Origin of the sequence: Bradyrhizobium sp. CCBAU 51627, from assembly GCF_028128765.1 — a bacterium.
Classification (GTDB): domain Bacteria; phylum Pseudomonadota; class Alphaproteobacteria; order Rhizobiales; family Xanthobacteraceae; genus Bradyrhizobium.
On record NZ_LBJG01000093.1, the window covers coordinates 77,475 to 93,168 of the forward strand.

At 63.8% G+C, this 15,694-nt stretch carries 15 protein-coding genes; 5 read left to right on the forward strand and 10 right to left on the reverse strand.

Going from position 1 to position 15,694, the window contains the following annotated elements:
* Window positions 1–53 precede the first annotated feature (53 nt).
* The gene (locus XH88_RS37880; protein ID WP_271673252.1) at window positions 54–1,244 is read left to right on the forward strand and encodes an acetylornithine transaminase; all 1,191 of its coding nucleotides are present in this window, start codon (window positions 54–56) and stop codon (window positions 1,242–1,244) included.
* A gap of 73 nt (window positions 1,245–1,317) precedes the next feature.
* Here the strand turns inward: XH88_RS37880 and XH88_RS37885 are convergent, their stop codons facing one another.
* The 8 genes from XH88_RS37885 to pcsA form a co-directional block, all read right to left on the reverse strand.
* On the reverse strand, window positions 1,318–2,085 hold the full coding sequence (locus tag XH88_RS37885) for a Crp/Fnr family transcriptional regulator (RefSeq protein WP_271673253.1): 768 nt from the start codon (window positions 2,083–2,085) through the stop codon (window positions 1,318–1,320).
* A gap of 177 nt (window positions 2,086–2,262) precedes the next feature.
* Complete coding sequence (locus XH88_RS37890) at window positions 2,263–4,548, reverse strand: alpha,alpha-trehalose-phosphate synthase (UDP-forming) (RefSeq protein WP_271673254.1); 2,286 nt, start codon at window positions 4,546–4,548, stop codon at window positions 2,263–2,265.
* A 2-nt stretch (window positions 4,549–4,550) separates the two neighbouring features.
* On the reverse strand, window positions 4,551–4,817 hold the full coding sequence (locus XH88_RS37895; RefSeq protein ID WP_271673255.1) for a DUF5985 family protein: 267 nt from the start codon (window positions 4,815–4,817) through the stop codon (window positions 4,551–4,553).
* A complete protein-coding gene (locus XH88_RS37900; RefSeq protein WP_271673256.1) occupies window positions 4,817–5,080 on the reverse strand; it encodes a DUF5985 family protein in 264 nt (87 codons plus the stop codon). Before XH88_RS37900 ends, XH88_RS37895 begins: the two co-directional genes overlap by 1 nt.
* Window positions 5,077–5,496: a hypothetical protein gene (locus XH88_RS37905; protein ID WP_271673257.1), complete on the reverse strand. Its 420-nt coding sequence runs from the start codon at window positions 5,494–5,496 to the stop codon at window positions 5,077–5,079. The genes XH88_RS37900 and XH88_RS37905 overlap by 4 nt, the downstream gene beginning before the upstream one ends.
* Before the next feature lie 369 nt (window positions 5,497–5,865).
* Window positions 5,866–6,840 (reverse strand): quinone oxidoreductase family protein, encoded by a 975-nt coding sequence (locus tag XH88_RS37910; RefSeq protein WP_271673258.1) that lies wholly within the window; start codon window positions 6,838–6,840, stop codon window positions 5,866–5,868.
* A gap of 76 nt (window positions 6,841–6,916) precedes the next feature.
* Entirely contained in the window at window positions 6,917–7,651 is a 735-nt protein-coding gene (locus tag XH88_RS37915) for a TerC family protein (protein WP_271673259.1), read from the reverse strand.
* Window positions 7,648–8,373 (reverse strand): phosphatidylcholine synthase, encoded by a 726-nt coding sequence (pcsA, locus tag XH88_RS37920; protein ID WP_271673260.1) that lies wholly within the window; start codon window positions 8,371–8,373, stop codon window positions 7,648–7,650. The genes XH88_RS37915 and pcsA overlap by 4 nt, the downstream gene beginning before the upstream one ends.
* A gap of 128 nt (window positions 8,374–8,501) precedes the next feature.
* Here pcsA and XH88_RS37925 point away from each other — a divergent pair, with 128 nt between their 5' ends.
* Entirely contained in the window at window positions 8,502–9,686 is a 1,185-nt protein-coding gene (locus XH88_RS37925) for a UbiH/UbiF family hydroxylase (RefSeq protein WP_271673261.1), read from the forward strand.
* An 88-nt stretch (window positions 9,687–9,774) separates the two neighbouring features.
* On the opposite strand, the gene XH88_RS37930 is transcribed toward XH88_RS37925, so the two are convergent.
* Window positions 9,775–10,728 (reverse strand): AEC family transporter, encoded by a 954-nt coding sequence (locus XH88_RS37930; RefSeq protein ID WP_271673262.1) that lies wholly within the window; start codon window positions 10,726–10,728, stop codon window positions 9,775–9,777.
* A 106-nt stretch (window positions 10,729–10,834) separates the two neighbouring features.
* Here XH88_RS37930 and hspQ point away from each other — a divergent pair, with 106 nt between their 5' ends.
* Entirely contained in the window at window positions 10,835–11,167 is a 333-nt protein-coding gene (gene hspQ / locus XH88_RS37935) for a heat shock protein HspQ (RefSeq protein WP_018317973.1), read from the forward strand.
* Between the two features lie 97 nt (window positions 11,168–11,264).
* Here the strand turns inward: hspQ and XH88_RS37940 are convergent, their stop codons facing one another.
* Window positions 11,265–12,068 carry an invasion associated locus B family protein gene (locus XH88_RS37940; RefSeq protein ID WP_271673263.1) on the reverse strand — a complete coding sequence of 268 codons (804 nt, stop codon included), beginning with the start codon at window positions 12,066–12,068 and terminating at the stop codon, window positions 11,265–11,267.
* A gap of 259 nt (window positions 12,069–12,327) precedes the next feature.
* Between XH88_RS37940 and XH88_RS37945 the strand changes: the two genes are divergently transcribed.
* Window positions 12,328–14,187, forward strand: a complete 1,860-nt coding sequence (locus XH88_RS37945) for an extracellular solute-binding protein (RefSeq protein ID WP_271673264.1) — start codon at window positions 12,328–12,330, stop codon at window positions 14,185–14,187.
* A 4-nt stretch (window positions 14,188–14,191) separates the two neighbouring features.
* The gene (locus XH88_RS37950; RefSeq protein WP_271673265.1) at window positions 14,192–15,694 is read left to right on the forward strand and encodes a class I adenylate-forming enzyme family protein; all 1,503 of its coding nucleotides are present in this window, start codon (window positions 14,192–14,194) and stop codon (window positions 15,692–15,694) included.

The window sequence follows — 15,694 nt, forward strand, 5'->3', positions numbered from 1 at the left end:
CGGCCTTTCTGCTTTTCGCGCCCGTTTTCCACCCGCCTCCAGAGGAGTTCGACATGACGACGCATCCGTATGACGCGCTGATGGACATCACCGCACGGCCGAAGGCCGTGTTCGTCCGCGGCGCGGGCTCCTATCTCTGGGACGACAGCCGCAAGCGCTATCTCGACTTCGTGCAGGGCTGGGCCGTCAACTGCCTCGGCCACTCCCCGCCGGCGGTCGCCGATGCGTTAGCGGCGCAGGCCAAGCGCCTGCTGACGCCGAGCCCGGCCTTCTACAACGAGCCAAGCCTCAAGCTCGCGCAGGCGCTGGTCGAGAACAGCGCCTTCGACCAGGTGTTCTTTGCCAATTCGGGCGCGGAGGCCAATGAGGGCGCGATCAAGCTCGCGCGCAAATATGGCACCCTACACAAGGGCGGAGCGTTCGAGATCATTGCGTTCGAAGGCGGCTTCCATGGCAGGACGCTGGCAACGATGTCGGCCTCGGGCAAGAAGGCCTTCGAGCCGCTGTTCGAGCCGAAAGTATCAGGCTTCAAGAAGGCGAGGCTCAACGACATCGCCTCGGTCGAGATGCTGATCAACGACAACACCGTCGCGGTCATGCTGGAGCCGATCCAGGGCGAATCGGGCGTGTGGCCGGCGAGCGACCAGTTCCTGCGGGAACTGCGCGTGCTGACCGAAGCGCACGGCCTGCTGCTCATTTTCGACGAGATCCAGACCGGCATGGGCCGGACCGGAAAGCTCTTCCACTACGAGCACGCCGGCATCGCGCCTGACATCATGACGCTCGGCAAGGGCATCGGCGGCGGCGTGCCGCTCGCGGCCTTGCTTGCGACCGAGCGCGCCTCCTGCTTCGAGCACGGCGACCAGGGCGGCACGTTCAACGGCAACCCGGTCATGTGCGCGGCAGGCATTGCGGTGCTCGAGGAGGTCAGCAAGCCCGCGTTCCTGAAACAGGTCACCGAGACCGGCCTGATGCTCGAAAGCGAGTTGCAGAAGGTCTCGGCGCGGCACGGGCTCGGCGGCGTGCGGGGACGCGGGCTATTGCTGGCGCTCGACCTCAAGCTGCCGATCGCGCCCGGCATCGTCGCGCAGGCGTTCGAGGCCGGTGTGCTGCTGAACGCGCCGCAACTCGACAGCTTGCGCTTCATGCCGGCGCTGAACGTCACGAAGGCAGAGATCGCCGAGATGATCGGCTGTCTCGACGGGATTTTGACCAAGACCGGCGCGGCAAGGCGCGTTGCGTAAAGGCTTGATCCGATCAGGGTGGCCGTCGCGCGCAACGCGCGACGGCGTTCACTGTCTCAAACGTTGAACCGCGCTACACAAAACGATGATTGTGATGAGGCATGTCGCGAAAGACGCGAAAGCGATCCTTCAGGATTCGTTCGCATTCGCAGGCCTGCCCACGCAGCCCTTCCATGTCCCGGATTCGAATGCTGCCGCGCTCCCCCATGATGATGCCATTCGCTTCCAAGTCCGACAGAGCTTCCGACACCCCCGGCCGCCTCACGCCGAGAGCCGCGGCGATCAATCCGTGCGTCACTGGAATGCGGTCGCCCCCGATCCGATCCTGCGCAAGCAGCATCCATCGCGCCACGCGCTCGGAAATATCATGCTTGGCATTGCACAAGGCAATCTGGGCATTCAACGCGATCAGGAGTTGCACGTATCTGAGCAGGTGTTCGCGCGTTTCCGGGCTCTGTTGCAGGATATCGCGAAACGCGCCGGCATCTATGCGCAGGGCGCTGCCAGGAACGCGCACGACGCTCCGCTGGATCGTCTGCGCCGCCCCCAGTACAAGGGACACGCCGACAAAGCCGAACTTCCCGACAACCGCCACTTCGACAGGACCATCCCTCGCCGTCCGCACCATGCGAGAGACGACGCCTGATTCGATAAAGTAAGCCGCATCGGGGTAACGCAACGCGTCCTGGAGGACTTCGTTCCGCTTCAGGGGGACGGCCTTCAGGTGCGGACGAAACAACGCAAATTGCGGCTCGGGCAAGGTCGCCAAGATCGCATTCTGCACCATGCGCCGCGTCGAATTCGCGCCGCCGACAAGCTTCGATGTGATGGGATCGAACATGTCCTGCACTGACCCTTGAGTCACAACCGGCGCAACGATCACTTCACAACGAAGCGACGGCCGATATTCGCGCAAACTAGCCTTCGATCATCGGGCCGCGTTGTGACAAAGTAGCGCAGGCGACCGAGGACGCGTGGAACCGCGGCGGGACACACTATCCTCGAGACGAGACCTGCATCAACCGCCCATCTGCTTCCTGGCCTGAGGCTGAGGCCCGGGCGTTCGCGCACTCGCTGTCATCGAGCGCGAGCTTTCGCCGGTTTCGGTCAAAGCGAGAATCCGCTCTCGCGTGCGGCTTCGCGCCGCATCGACCAGCATGGTGCCCGCCCACCGATAAACATTGTTCTCCCTGACCTGCTGTCGCATCAGCTTCATGCGTTCGACCTGCTCCTCCAAAGGCATGGTCATCGCTCGCTTGATCGCGGCCGCGAGTTCCTCCGTATCATAGGGATTGATGATCAATGCTTCCGACATCTCGCGCGATGCCCCAGTGAAGCTGGAGAGAACGAGCACACCGGCGTTGTCGTCGCGAGAACTGACGAATTCCTTGGCGACGAGGTTCATCCCATCGTGCAGGCTGCTCACGACGCAGACATCGGCAGCGCGAAACAGCTTGAATACGTCAGCGGATTCGTAGTGTCGCGCCACCAGCCGGATGGGCGCCTGCCCGCCGCGATGGCGGGAATTGATAGCGTCCGCCAGGCTTTCCGCCTCGGACTGCAGCCTGGAATAGGTGTCGAGCTTGCTCCGTGTGGGGGCCGCGACCTGAATGAATGCGAGCCGTCCCTTCCAGGAGGGATCGCGCGTCAAGAGCGCGTCGATCGCCCTCATGCGGTCCGGTATGCCCTTGGTGTAGTCAAAGCGCTCAATGCCGACGATCAGCTTCGTTCCCTCGGCGAGGTCGAAGTCTTTCAGAACTTCTGCCCGACACTTGTCTTGAGTCGGCACGCTTTCAAGTGCACTCGGAGGCCATTCGATCGAAATTGGATAGGCGCGGATTTTCGTCTCGTGCCCGCTCAGACTGACGGCCTGTACCTCGCGGTCGATCCGGCTTTCCACGAAGCGGTCGACGCACTCGACGAAATTATTGCAATGGAACTGGGTGTGAAAGCCGAGAATGGTGCTGCCCAGCATTCCCTCGATGATGTCCCTTCGCCAGGGACAGATGCTGAACGTCTCGGCATTGGGCCAAGGGATGTGCCAAAAAGCAATGATCGTCGCCTTCGGCAGCTGTTGACGGATCATTTTTGGCACCAGGGCGAAATGGTAGTCCTGAACCAGAACGACCGGATCCTCGGTTCGCGCCTCCGCGACGACCGCGTCGGCGAAGCGCTGATTGATCTGCCGATACATCCGCCAGTCGTCAGCTCGGAAAGACGGCCGCACAAACGCGATATGACAGAGCGGCCACAGTCCTTCGTTGGCGAAACCGTAGTAGTAGCCGTCCTGCTCGGCATCCGATATCCAGACGCGGCGCAACGCGTAGGCGGGCGCGCCCTCCGGAACCCTTATCCTGTCGTTTGCGTCGACCGTCTCCCGGTCGGCCGTGCCGCTTCCGTGCGCAACCCAGGTGCCGCCGCAGGCACGCATGATGGGCTCGAGCGCGGAAACGAGGCCGCTGGCCGGCCGCTGCACAACGATCCCGCCGCCCTGCCGGTTGTGGATATAGGGCTCCCGGTTCGATACGACCAAAACCTCGGCCCCCGGCAACACGCCGTGCAGCAGTTCCTGAAGAGCCTTCGGCGTCCAGTCGATTTGACGCGTCGACGTAAAGTCTTCTGTCCGCCGCAGCAGCTTGTGGATCTCGCGATCTACGGCCGAGCTTGCGGCCGGAGGGTGCCCCCCTGCCGTACCCAGGCGCACTTCATCGACCGCCCGTCTAAGCGAGCTCATCCAGCTCCGCAGCATGAAGACGGCAAAGATGATGGTGCCGACCGTCAGAACCAGCACGACGCTGGCCAGGGACGCCAGCACATAGGCCAGGACCTGACTTGAGCGCGCGCTGGCAAAGCTCAAATCGGTCAGTATGACGAGATGGGATCGCCCCCTGGTCGTGTTGACGGGAAATGCCGCGACCAGAATCCGTCGCCCGCCGCCCGCGACGTCGGAGAAGCTTTCATTTTCGGACCTCGCAATCTTGTCGCACCGAAAGCTTGCGGGCATTTCCGGAGTCGGCGCAATCAGGGCTCCTGTGTGATTGCAGAAGCCGACCGCCAGGATTTTCTTGTCCTGCGCCACCCTCCCAAAAAGATCGCTCAGGCGATCCCAGGATTGATCCTCGATGTCGCGATCCAGAAAGAGCTGAATCGCATTGAACACAAGCCTCGACCGCGCCTCCACGTCGCTGCGCGACCATTGCTGAACGATCCCACCAGCAAATGGAGAGATGCCGAACGCGACGATCAAGGCGACGCCGATCCCGAAGACGCCGAAGCGGATGAAATCCCTGAATCGGAAAGGCATGCTCAGCGTGACCTGTTCTTGACCGAGATCGCCGCGATGATCAGCGCAAACATTGCGAGCCTCAACAGGTAGAACACCGGTTCAATCTCGTTAGAAACGTGAGTAAGCCCGAGCGCCGCGCGGGAGACGGCATCGATCGCGAACGCCAAGGCGAACAGCAGGAAGAAGACATCCGAGGTCTGGCGCCAGAACTTCACGAAGAACAGCGTCGTCGCGAACGAAGCCATCGCCACCGCACCGGAGAGGACCGCAGACAAGTTGTTCGTCATCATTCGACGTCCCAGATGAGCCCGTAGAGCAGTACGGTCATTGCGATCAGCGCAACCAGCAGGCGTAGCGATGACAGATCGACGTCGGGCAATATCACCTTGTCGAGTACCAGGATGACGTTGTTCACGGCGAGGCCGACAAAGCAAAGGCCGCTCCACAGCAGCAGACGATATTTGTTCAGCCGGTAGGCGCCTAGCAGCATCCCCGCGCAAACAGCCGACGTCGCCGCGCACAGACCATAGATGAAAGCGGACACCGTCATATCCCCTTCCGGAACTTGAAGGCGTTGGCAAAGGAGCCGATCCGTCGCGGTTTCGAGTGGACGAGGTTCGTCACGGGAATGAGATGGTGCGAATACACCTCGAGGAGTTGCTCGATCATCGCCCGATTCTGCTCGGGCACGCCTTCGAGGCGGTAAATGGCATCGTCACAGGACAGCAGTTCGGAAGCGCAAAGCCGGCTCAACGCGTCGGCCGCATCGGCCTTGCTGATGTAAAGCCGCTCCGCAACTCGCGCTGCGTCCCACTGCGACCGGGGATCGGACCGAAGGAGAAGAAGCGCTTCGATCTGCGCCACGGAATCAATCCGCTCCAAAATGAAGCTGCGCAATTCGTCCGAGACGTACTGATCTGCCATAGCGAGCGTACAGGCAATGCGTTTCGCGACCGGCGACGCCACACGAAAGTGCGCATCGGCGGTCCCGGGACTAGTTCTTGGCTTCGTCTATGGGCCTTTCGGTATTGCATGCGAGGCAGAGCGATCGCACTACAATGCGTCCCGCCACAGCGCGCCGTTCGTGCAGATGCGGCGTCCGCGTCGCACAGACTGCGCAGTGCGCCTCCGGTTGTCTGGATTTGATCGTTGCAGTTTTCGACATTTTGCCCCCAACGCCGCATCGTCATGGTTGCGTCGCCACGATCACGATCGAATCGTGGCCGCATCGAGAACTTGATGCGTTGGGAGGATGGACGCAATCCGGCGAACGGCCCGATCGGTCCGATATCGTACCGAGAAATTGGCAGCACGCCCGCGCTTGGGCGCGCGTCTTCAGGGCTTCAAAATCGAAGCCCCGGTGGTCTTGCGGCTTTCGAGATCGATATGCGCCTTCGCGGCATCCTTCAGCGCGTAGGCGTGGTTGATCGGCACGTGCAGCTTGCCGTTGATGACAGCGGAGAACAGCGTATCGGCGCCCTCCAGCAGCTCCTTGCGCGTACCGATGTAGTCGTTGAGCTTCGGCCGGGTCGCGAACAGCGAACCGTGATTGTTCAGCTCGGCGATCGAGAACGGCGGCACGGGGCCTGAGGCATTGCCGAACGACACAAACATGCCGCGCGGCTTCAGGCATGACAGCGAGCCCGGGAAGGTAGCCTTGCCGACGCCGTCATAGACGACGTCGCAGCCCTCGTTGCGGCTGATCTGTTTCACGCGCGCGACGAAATCTTCCTCGTTGTAGAGGATGACGTGATCGCAGCCATTGGCTTCGGCAAGCTCGGCCTTCTCGCGCGAGCCGACGGTGCCGATCACATGCGCGCCAAGCGCCCTCGCCCATTGGCAGGCGAGCAAGCCGATCCCGCCGGCGGCGGCATGGATCAGCACGCGATGATGCGGCTCGACCTTGAAGGTCTTGTGCAGCAGATACCAGACGGTCAGGCCCTTGAGCATCAGCACCGCGCCCTGCTCGTGGGTGATGTGGTCGGGCAGCTTGACCAGCTTCTCCCAGGGGATGTTGCGCTCGCCGCTATAGGCGCCGAGATTGTGATAGTAGGCGACGCGATCGCCGGGATGGAAGTGCGTCACGCCCGGCCCGACCGCGACGACTTCGCCCGAGGCCTCGTTGCCGGCGATGAAGGGCAGCCCCGGTGCCTTGTAGAGGCCGGTGCGATAGTAGACGTCGATGAAGTTCAGGCCGACCGCATGCTGGCGGATGCGCACTTCGCCCGGGCCGGGCGCCGGGACCTCGACGCTCTCATAGACCAGGGCTTCGGGGCCTCCGACCTTGTGCACGCGGACGGCTTTGGTCATCACCTGACCTCCTCTTCTTCAAGGCTGAGCGAAGACAATCGCGACTGCCTTGTCAACTCGACGCCAGCCGGAGCAGCTAGGCGGGCGGCGTCTTCGCTTTCCTGCGATTGCGCTTCGCCAGCACATTGAAGAACTCGACCGCCGCCGAGAACGCAATTGCAAAATAGATGTAGCCGCGCGGGATGTGGAATTTGAATCCGTCCGCGACCAGCGCGACGCCGATCAACACCAGGAATGCCAATGCCAGCATCTTGGTGGTCGGATGCTCGGCGACGAATCGCGCCACCGGCCCGGACGAAATGTACATGATCAGGCACGCGATCACGACGGCCGCGATCATGATCTCGAGGTCCTGCGCCATGCCGATGGCGGTGATGATCGAGTCCAGCGAGAACACGATGTCGATGACGACGATCTGGACGATGACCCAGAAGAAGGCGCTGCCGGCGGAGTCCTTCGTCCCCTCGCCGTCGTCGGCCTCGACCTCGGCGTGGATCTCGTGCGTCGCCTTGGCGATCAGGAACAGGCCACCGCCGATCAGGATGAGATCGCGCCAGGAGAAATCGTAAGCTGCGAGCGAAAACACCGGTGCCGTCAGGCCGATGAGCCAGACCAACACGCTGAGCAGGATGATCCGGAAGACCAAGGCCAGCGCCAGCCCGATCTGGCGGGCGCGATGAGCCTGCTTCTCGGGGATGCGCGAGACGATCACCGACAGGAAGATGACGTTGTCGATGCCGAGCACGATCTCCAGCGACGTCAAAGTGAGCAGCGCGGCCCAGGCCTCGGGGCTGGTCAGAAGATGCATCATGCGAAAGATCTCGCCAGGCGGATCAATGCATCGCTGAATGCGATCCAGAGCGCGATCGCGCAGAGCGCGAGCGTCACGCCGGTGCCGACGTGAAAATCCATCTCCAGCGTGTAGAACCCGAGCAGCCCCCACAGCACGATCAGGGACATTGTCAGCCAGCGAAGCCGCACGACGCGGACCGGATGCAGCACGTGGAACGGTACGAAGGTCAGTACCACCAGCGCGGAGACAAGCAGCGTCGACGACAGCGGCGGCCAGTGCAGCAGGAACAAATAGAACGCCGCCGCATTCCACAGCGCCGGAAAGCCGCGGAAATGATTGTCATCCGCCTTCATGCGCAGATCGGCGAAATATAATGCGCTGGTGACGATGATGGCGATGCCGAGCACGGGCGCTGCGACCGGCAGCAACATGCCGCTCGCCACGATCGCATAGGCCGGCACGAAGACATAGGTGACGAAGTCGACCACGAGATCGAGCACGTCACCCGACCAGTTCGGCTGCACGGTCTTGACGTCAAGCAGGCGCGCAATCGGCCCGTCGATCGCATCGATGATCAGGGCGACTCCCAGCCAGCCGAACATCGCGGCCCAGTGCTCGCGCACGGCCTCCAGCATCGCCAGCAGCGCGACCGCGGCGCCGAAGGCGGTGAAGATGTGCACCGAAAACGCCGCGGCACGGATCACGGGCCTCGGTTTGAGGGAATCCTCTTGGCTGTCCATGGTTTCTGCTACCAGAACGCGACCGGTTTGCACATCCGCCGGCGCGGCATTGCGCCGCGCAATCCGTCATAAAAATCAGGTAAGATTGGTGGCTTGAATTTGCCGCGGGGCGTGTCAAATGTCGTTCCATGACAGAGGCATCGACACTCTTTGACGTGAGCGTTATCGGCGGCGGACCGGCAGGCCTCGCGGCGGCAATTGCGTTGGCACAGCGAGGGGCGCGGACCGTGCTGGTGGCGCGGCGCCTGCCCTATGCCGACAACAGGACGACTGCGCTGTTGGGAGCTTCCGTCGATCTCCTGGAGAGCCTCGACGTCTGGCCACGCTGCAAGGACAAGGCAGCCGGCCTCGAGGTGATGCGCCTTGTCGATGATACCGGCCGGCTGTTCCGTGCACCGGAGGTCCGGTTCTCCTGTCACGAGATCGGGCTCGATGCCTTCGGCTACAACATCGACAATCGCTCGCTGATGCTGGCGCTCGAAGCGCGCGGGGCCGAGCTCTCCAATCTCGTCCGCTTCGACGACGAGGCCGAAAGCGTCGTGATCGAAGCCGATGATGTCGCGATCCGGACTGCGTCCGGGCAATTCCTCTCAGCGCGGCTCGTGGTCGGCGCCGATGGCCGGCACTCGCTGTGCCGCGAGGCCGCCGGCATTGCGGTGACGCGGCATGATCTGACGCAGACGGCGTTGACCTTCAACGTCAGCCATAGCAGGCCGCACCGCAACGTCTCGACCGAGTTCCACACGCCCCACGGGCCGTGCGTATTCGTGCCCCTGCCCGGCAATCGGTCCAGCATCGTCTGGGTCTCAGCGCCCGCCGAGGCCGAACGGCTTCGCGGCTTGAGCGACGAGGAGCTTTCCGCCGCGATCGAGAAGCAGTCGCATTCGATCCTCGGCCGCATGACGGTCGAGCCCGGCCGCAACCTGTTCCCGCTCGCGATCGAGCGTCCACAGTCGTTCGCACGGGACCGCATCGCGCTGGTCGGCGAAGCCGCCCACGTGGTTCCCCCGATCGGCGCCCAGGGCCTCAATCTCGGTCTGCGGGATGCCGCCGACATTGCCGGCCTGGCTGGCGAGGCCATCGCAGCGGGTCAGGATCCCGGCGGAGACGAGGTGCTAAAACGCTACGATCGGGTGCGGCGCCCTGACATTTTGAGCCGGACCTTTGCAATCGACATCGCCAATCGCTCGCTTCTCAACGATTTCCTTCCGCTGCAGCCGGTCCGCGCTGTCGGCATGCACCTGCTAGGTGCCATCGGCCCGCTCCGGCGCTTTGCCATGCGCGAAGGCTTGACGCCGACCTGGCGGCGGTAGCCGCGAACTAAGGATCCTCCGTTGGGCGTTCGAACACCTCTCCCGTAGGGAGAGATGAACAACCAGGCCCCCGGCACCTGTCGCGTGGTTACGGAAACGCCAGCCAGCCGGTCTGGAGCAGCCACATTACGCTGGTCAGCGTGACCACCGACGCAAACGTGCCGAGCAGCACGGCGACCGAGGCGGATTCGATCCAGGCATCGTTCTGCCGTGCGATCACGAACACATTCAGCGCCGGCGGCAGCGAGGCCATCAAGATGGCGGTGGCAGCCCACGGCTGCGCGAAGGGACCGAATGCCAGCATCAGGCCAAACGCCGAGAGCGGATGGATCAGCAGTTTGACCGCGATCACACCAGGCACTTCCCACGGCACGCGGTCGAACGGACGCAGAGCCACCGTGACGCCGAGCACGAACAGCGCGGTCGGGGCGGCTGCGTTCTGGAGGAAGGTAATGGTGCGGTCGAGCGCGACCGGCAGCTCGATATGAAGCGCGGCGACGGCCGCGCCAAAGCAGGCCGACATGATCAACGGGTTGAGCACGATCTGCTTCAGCACGACGCCGAAGGCATGCACGAGCGAGGGATGGTCGCGGTCGGAAAGCTCGATCAGGAGTGGCACGATCGTGAACAGGAAGATGCTGTCGCAACAGAAGATCAGCGCCGTCGGCGCCGCCGCCTTGGATCCAAGCACCGCGAGCGCCAGCCCCGGCCCCATGTAACCGATATTGCCGTATCCGCCGGAAAGGCCGGCGAGCGTCGCCTCGCGCAGCGTCAGCTTGCCAAGAACCTTCCCGACGACGAGCGCGATGGTGAACGCAGCAACCGTCGACAGCGTGGTCGCCACCAGGAACGGTGGGTTGTTCAATTCCGAAAACGGTGTCTTCGACATGATCGCGAACAACAGCGCCGGCAGCGACACGTAGAGCAGGAAGAAATTCATCCAGGCGAGACCTGATTCCGGCAGCGACTTGACCTTGCCGCAGGCGAATCCGACGAAGATTAAGCCGAAATAAGGTAGCGCCAGATTGAGGATATCGACCATTAATGAAGTGTTTTCTGAAGGTCTGACGGCTATCTGTCCCGCGGCCGCGGATTAATTCCCAACAAGGCCACTAGCATCGGCCACAATCCTGGTCTATCGACGAAGGATGATTAAAGCGCGGACAGCCAAGTTCCAGATCGGCCAAGTCGTGCGCCACCGGATCTTCTCGTTCCGGGGGGTGATCTTCGACATCGATCCGGAATTCAACAACACCGAGGAGTGGTGGCTGTCGATTCCCGAGGAGGTGCGGCCTCACAAGGACCAGCCGTTCTACCACCTGCTCGCGGAGAACGCGGAGTCCGAGTACGTCGCCTATGTCTCGGAGCAGAACCTACTGCCCGACGAGTCCGGCGAGCCGATCCGGCATTCCCAGGTCGCCGAGATCTTCATCAAGAACAAGGATGGCGGCTACCGCCCGCGCAATCCGTCGCTGAACTGAACGCTTCGCTCCCTGCCCCATGTTTTGCCGCATCAGGCGGCCAGCAAAAAAGGCGCTCGAACCGAGCGCCTTTTTCAGGTCCGGGATCTGTTCCCGATTACTTCTGGGCGGTCGGCGGTGCGCCAGGTGCCGCACCGCTCTGCTCGAGCTTCTTGCGCTGCTCCTCAGCCTTCTTCTGAAGCTCTTCCTGCAGCTTCTTCTGGTTCTCCTCGAACACCTTAGGATCGGTCGGCGGACCGTCATAGGCCTTCTGGAATTCGCCGGCGAGCGGCAGCGGCAAGGTCAGCGGCGCGCCGTTGGCGTTGATCGCCTGCACCACGAGGTTCTGGCCCTTCTTCATGTTGGCGAGCAGCTCGGGCGTCGCCTCGTAGTCCGACATACAACCGTTCTGGAAGCAGATCACATACGGGCTCTGCAGCGGCGGGTTGTTGTCGACGATGATGCGGGTGCCGTGCACGAGCTGCATGCCGAGCGGCAGCGTCACACGCAGGATCTTCTTGGGCTCGCCTTCGGGCTCGATGATCACCGCAGCGATGACCGGCTGGCCCGATTCGATGCGGCCGTCCTTGCCGGTGAAGCAGACCTGCTTGGCATTGGCTTCCTGACCCTTGAGGCAGAACTTGGTCCAGGGCGCGTAGATCAGTTGGATCTGCTGATCGGCAGGCTGGCCGCCCTGCGCGGCCGGTGCGCCCGGCTGGGCCGGTGCCTGCTGGGCCTGAGGAGCCGGCGCGGGGGCCGGAGCTTTGGGGGCAGCCTTCGGGGCGGCTTTGGGGGCCGCCTTTGGCGCCGGAGTCGGACCCTGGGCCTCAGCAGCAACAGGAATGACCAATGCCGTCGCCGTCAACAGGGCGAGAAGGCGCCCGCGCGGCCGGACGGACGCGGCCAAATAACGGAAATTCATTGCAGAAAACCCTTTCTGAACGGGAAGTGCCCGAACCGCTCCGAAGCGCCGAACCAAACCGCCTTGGGCGCGGCTCTCTCCCCGTCAATTGAGGCGGATACGTGACGGGCTCGGCGCTCTTGCGCGATTGCGTGCCTTCTTAACGTGGTCGACGAAAAGATCAATGCCGACAAGCGGCTTTGGCCATATCCGAGCGGCCGCCCGGTGAAATCCCTGTGATAGGATTCAAGCCAGTCGGTCCTCGAATCAACGTGTCCGAATGTTCATGTTCCAGCGCCGGCTCGAGGGCCCAGTCGTCCGCCTTTGCCGTCTCGCCTTGGTCCCAGCGATCCTGGCTCTTACCCTCGGGCTGTCAGTCAGTGGCGCGCAAGGCGAGGAGGCGCATGCGATCGCCATGCATGGCAAGCCGGCCTTGCCGGCCGATTTCACTCACATGCCCTATGCCAATCCCGACGCCCCCAAGGGCGGCCGGCTGACCTGGGGCATTCTCGGCACGTTCGACAGCCTCAACCCGTTCATTGTGAAGGGATTGGCGGTGCAGCCGATCCGCGCCTACGTGGTCGAGAGTCTGCTCGCGCGCAGTCAGGACGAGCCGTTCACGCTCTACGGCCTGCTCGCCAAGACGGTCGAAACCGATGACGAACGGAGCTACGTCACGTTCCGTCTCGATCCCCGCGCCCGCTTCTCCGACGAAAAGCCAGTGCAGGCCGAGGACGTGCTGTTCTCCTGGCAGCTGCTGCGCGACCATGGCCGTCCGAACCTTCGCCAGTACTATGCCAAGGTCGTCAAGGCCGAGGCGCCCGATCCCCTCACTGTTCGCTTCGACCTCACCGGCGCCAACGACCGCGAGCTGCCGCTGATCCTTGGACTGATGCCGATCCTGCCGAAGCATGCCGTCGACGTCGCGACGTTCGAGGAGACGACGCTGTCAGGCCCGATCGCCTCGGGTCCCTACCGCGTCACGAGCGTGAAGCCCGGCGCCAGCGTGACGCTTACGCGCAATCCCGATTATTGGGGCCGCGATCTCCCGGTCAATCGCGGACTGTTCAATTTCGATGAGATCCGGCTCGACTATTTTCGCGAGGCCAACGGCCAGTTCGAAGCTTTCAAGCGCGGCCTCTACGATTTCCGAGTCGAGAACGAGCCTTTGCGCTGGCGCGACGGCTACGATTTTCCAGCGGCCAGGAGCGGCGAGGTGATCCGCGATACCTTCAGGCCCGGCACGCCCCAGCCGTCCGAATTCCTGGTGTTCAACACAAGGCGTCCTGTATTCGCCGATATCCGCGTCCGCCAGGCGCTGACGCTGCTGTTCGATTTCGAGCTGGTCAACCGCAACTATTTCTTCTCGCTCTATTCGCGAGTGGGCGGCTATTTCGCGGGCTCCGAGCTGTCGGCCTATGCGCGGCCTGCGGATGCGCGCGAGCGCGAGCTGCTCAAACCCTTTGCCGCGCAGATCCCTGAAGACATCATGGATGGCAGCTACCGCCTGCCCGTGACCGATGGCTCGGGACGCGACCGCGCCACGCTGCGGGCGGCGCTCAAACTCCTGTCCGACGCCGGTTACGATCTCGAAGGTACCGTGCTGCGCAACCGCGCGACCAAGGCGCCCTTCACTTTCGAGATGCTGGTGACGACCCGCGACCAGGAGCGCATCGCGCTCGCGTTCCAGCGCGACCTCAAGCGCGCCGGCATCGATGTGAGCGTCCGTGCGGTCGATCCGGTGCAGTTCGACCAGCGCCGCCTGGCCTACGAGTTCGACATGATCCAGAACCGCTGGGACCAGTCACTGTCGCCCGGCAACGAGCAGTATTTCTATTGGGGCAGCGCGGCCGCCGACAATCCGGGCACCCGCAACTACATGGGCGCGAAGGACCCCGCGGTCGATGCGATGATCAAGGCCCTGCTGGAGGCCCGTGATCATACGGATTTTGTCGACGCGGTACGGGCACTCGACCGCGCTTTGATCGCGGGCTGCTACACAATCCCCCTGTTTAACGTATCCGAGCAATGGATCGCGCGCTGGAATCGGATAGAACGACCACAGGCCACCGCGCTCTCGGGCTACCTGCCGGAGACTTGGTGGGCGAAGCGTGAGCCCCTAGCCAGTCCAGCGAAGTGACACCGTGAACCAGCCAGCCGTATCGCCGACGCTCGACACGCTGTTCCAGCGGACGCTGATGCGGCAGCCGCACGCCCCGGCCTTGCTCGACCCCCTCAACAAATCTCGCATTACCGGCCACCAGCCGCGGCGGCTGACCTACGCGGAGGCCGACACCGCGATCGAGGCGCTCTCGGCACATTTCGTCGAATCGGGTCTGCCGGCCAATTCGGTGATCGCGATCCAGTTGCCCTCGACGGTCGAGTTTGTGCTGACGGTGCTGGCCGCCCAGCGCGCCGGCCTCGTGGTCGCGGTGCTGCCGCTGCTGTGGCGCCAGGCGGAACTGGCGGCCGCGCTCAACCGCACCGCGGCGCGCGCCATCGTCACCATGAGCAAGGTCGACGGCGTCAGCTATTCCGACCTTGCGATGCACGCGGCAGCCGAAGCCTTCTCGATCCGCCACGTCTTCGGCTTCGGTTCGGATCTGCCCGAAGGCATGGCCTCGCTCGACGAGGTGCTGGCGCGTCCGCCCGGCACCACGCGCGCCGTGATCCAGGACGGCCGCAAGGCGGCGATGATCTCCTTCGACGTCACGGCGGAAGGCTTCCGCCCGGTGCCACGGCCGCATTTCAGCTTGATCGCGGGCGGACTTGCGATGTCGCTGGAGGCCGATATCCAGCAAGGCGCGACCGTGATGGCGGCGTTCACGCCGATGTCGTTCGCGGGCCTCGCCTCCTCGCTTGCGGTGTGGCTGCTCTGCGGTGGCACACTGGCACTGCATCATCCATTCGAGGGCGAGGTGCTGGAGCAGCAGATCAACGAGCACGCATGCGACGTGCTGATCGCACCGGCCCAGCTCGCGCTGCGCCTCGGCGATTCCGGTCTTGCCGCGCGGATGCCGACCTTGCGCAACGTCATCGGGCTCTGGCGCGCGCCCGAACAGGTGGCGGCGAGCGAGGCCTGGATCGCGCCGCATGCGCCGCTCACGGACGTCTATCTGTTCGGCGAGGCCGGGCTGTTCGGCGTCCGCCGCGGCGAGGACGGCATGCCTGTCGCGGTGATGCCGGGCCCGCATGGCGCCCCGCGCGAGCAGTCCGGCTCCTCCATCGCCGGCGAGATCCTGCTGACGCCAAAGGGCACGCTCGGCCTGCGCGGCCCGATGGTGCCGATCGCAGCCTATGCGCCACCGCAGCCGGTCGGCGAGACGCTGACGGCGCAGCCGCCGCGCGACTATGTCGACACCGGCTATGCCGCGCGGATCGACCGCGCCAGCGGCGCGATCTGCATCACGGCGCCGCCGTCCGGCATCATGGCCGTCGGCGGCTACCGGTTCCTCTCCAACGACCTCCAGGAGTGGGCACGCCGGCTCGGCCAGGGAGCACTGCTGACGGCCCTGCCCGACCGCCTCTCCGGCCACCGGCTGGCGGGCCGGGCCCAGGACAATGCAAGGGCCCGCGATGCGCTCAGCGAGCTCGGGCTTAACCCCTTGATGGTCGAGGCTTTTCGCGACCGCTCCGGACCGGCCTAG

Coding starts and splice junctions, on each gene's coding strand:
- XH88_RS37880 (WP_271673252.1), top strand. CDS start 54: ATGACGACGCATCCGTATGACGCGCTGATGGACATCACCGCACGGCCG.
- XH88_RS37885 (WP_271673253.1), bottom strand. CDS start 2,085: ATGTTCGATCCCATCACATCGAAGCTTGTCGGCGGCGCGAATTCGACG.
- XH88_RS37890 (WP_271673254.1), bottom strand. CDS start 4,548: ATGCCTTTCCGATTCAGGGATTTCATCCGCTTCGGCGTCTTCGGGATC.
- XH88_RS37895 (WP_271673255.1), bottom strand. CDS start 4,817: ATGACGAACAACTTGTCTGCGGTCCTCTCCGGTGCGGTGGCGATGGCT.
- XH88_RS37900 (WP_271673256.1), bottom strand. CDS start 5,080: ATGACGGTGTCCGCTTTCATCTATGGTCTGTGCGCGGCGACGTCGGCT.
- XH88_RS37910 (WP_271673258.1), bottom strand. CDS start 6,840: ATGACCAAAGCCGTCCGCGTGCACAAGGTCGGAGGCCCCGAAGCCCTG.
- XH88_RS37915 (WP_271673259.1), bottom strand. CDS start 7,651: ATGATGCATCTTCTGACCAGCCCCGAGGCCTGGGCCGCGCTGCTCACT.
- pcsA (WP_271673260.1), bottom strand. CDS start 8,373: ATGGACAGCCAAGAGGATTCCCTCAAACCGAGGCCCGTGATCCGTGCC.
- XH88_RS37925 (WP_271673261.1), top strand. CDS start 8,502: ATGACAGAGGCATCGACACTCTTTGACGTGAGCGTTATCGGCGGCGGA.
- XH88_RS37930 (WP_271673262.1), bottom strand. CDS start 10,728: ATGGTCGATATCCTCAATCTGGCGCTACCTTATTTCGGCTTAATCTTC.
- hspQ (WP_018317973.1), top strand. CDS start 10,835: ATGATTAAAGCGCGGACAGCCAAGTTCCAGATCGGCCAAGTCGTGCGC.
- XH88_RS37940 (WP_271673263.1), bottom strand. CDS start 12,068: ATGAATTTCCGTTATTTGGCCGCGTCCGTCCGGCCGCGCGGGCGCCTT.
- XH88_RS37945 (WP_271673264.1), top strand. CDS start 12,328: ATGTTCATGTTCCAGCGCCGGCTCGAGGGCCCAGTCGTCCGCCTTTGC.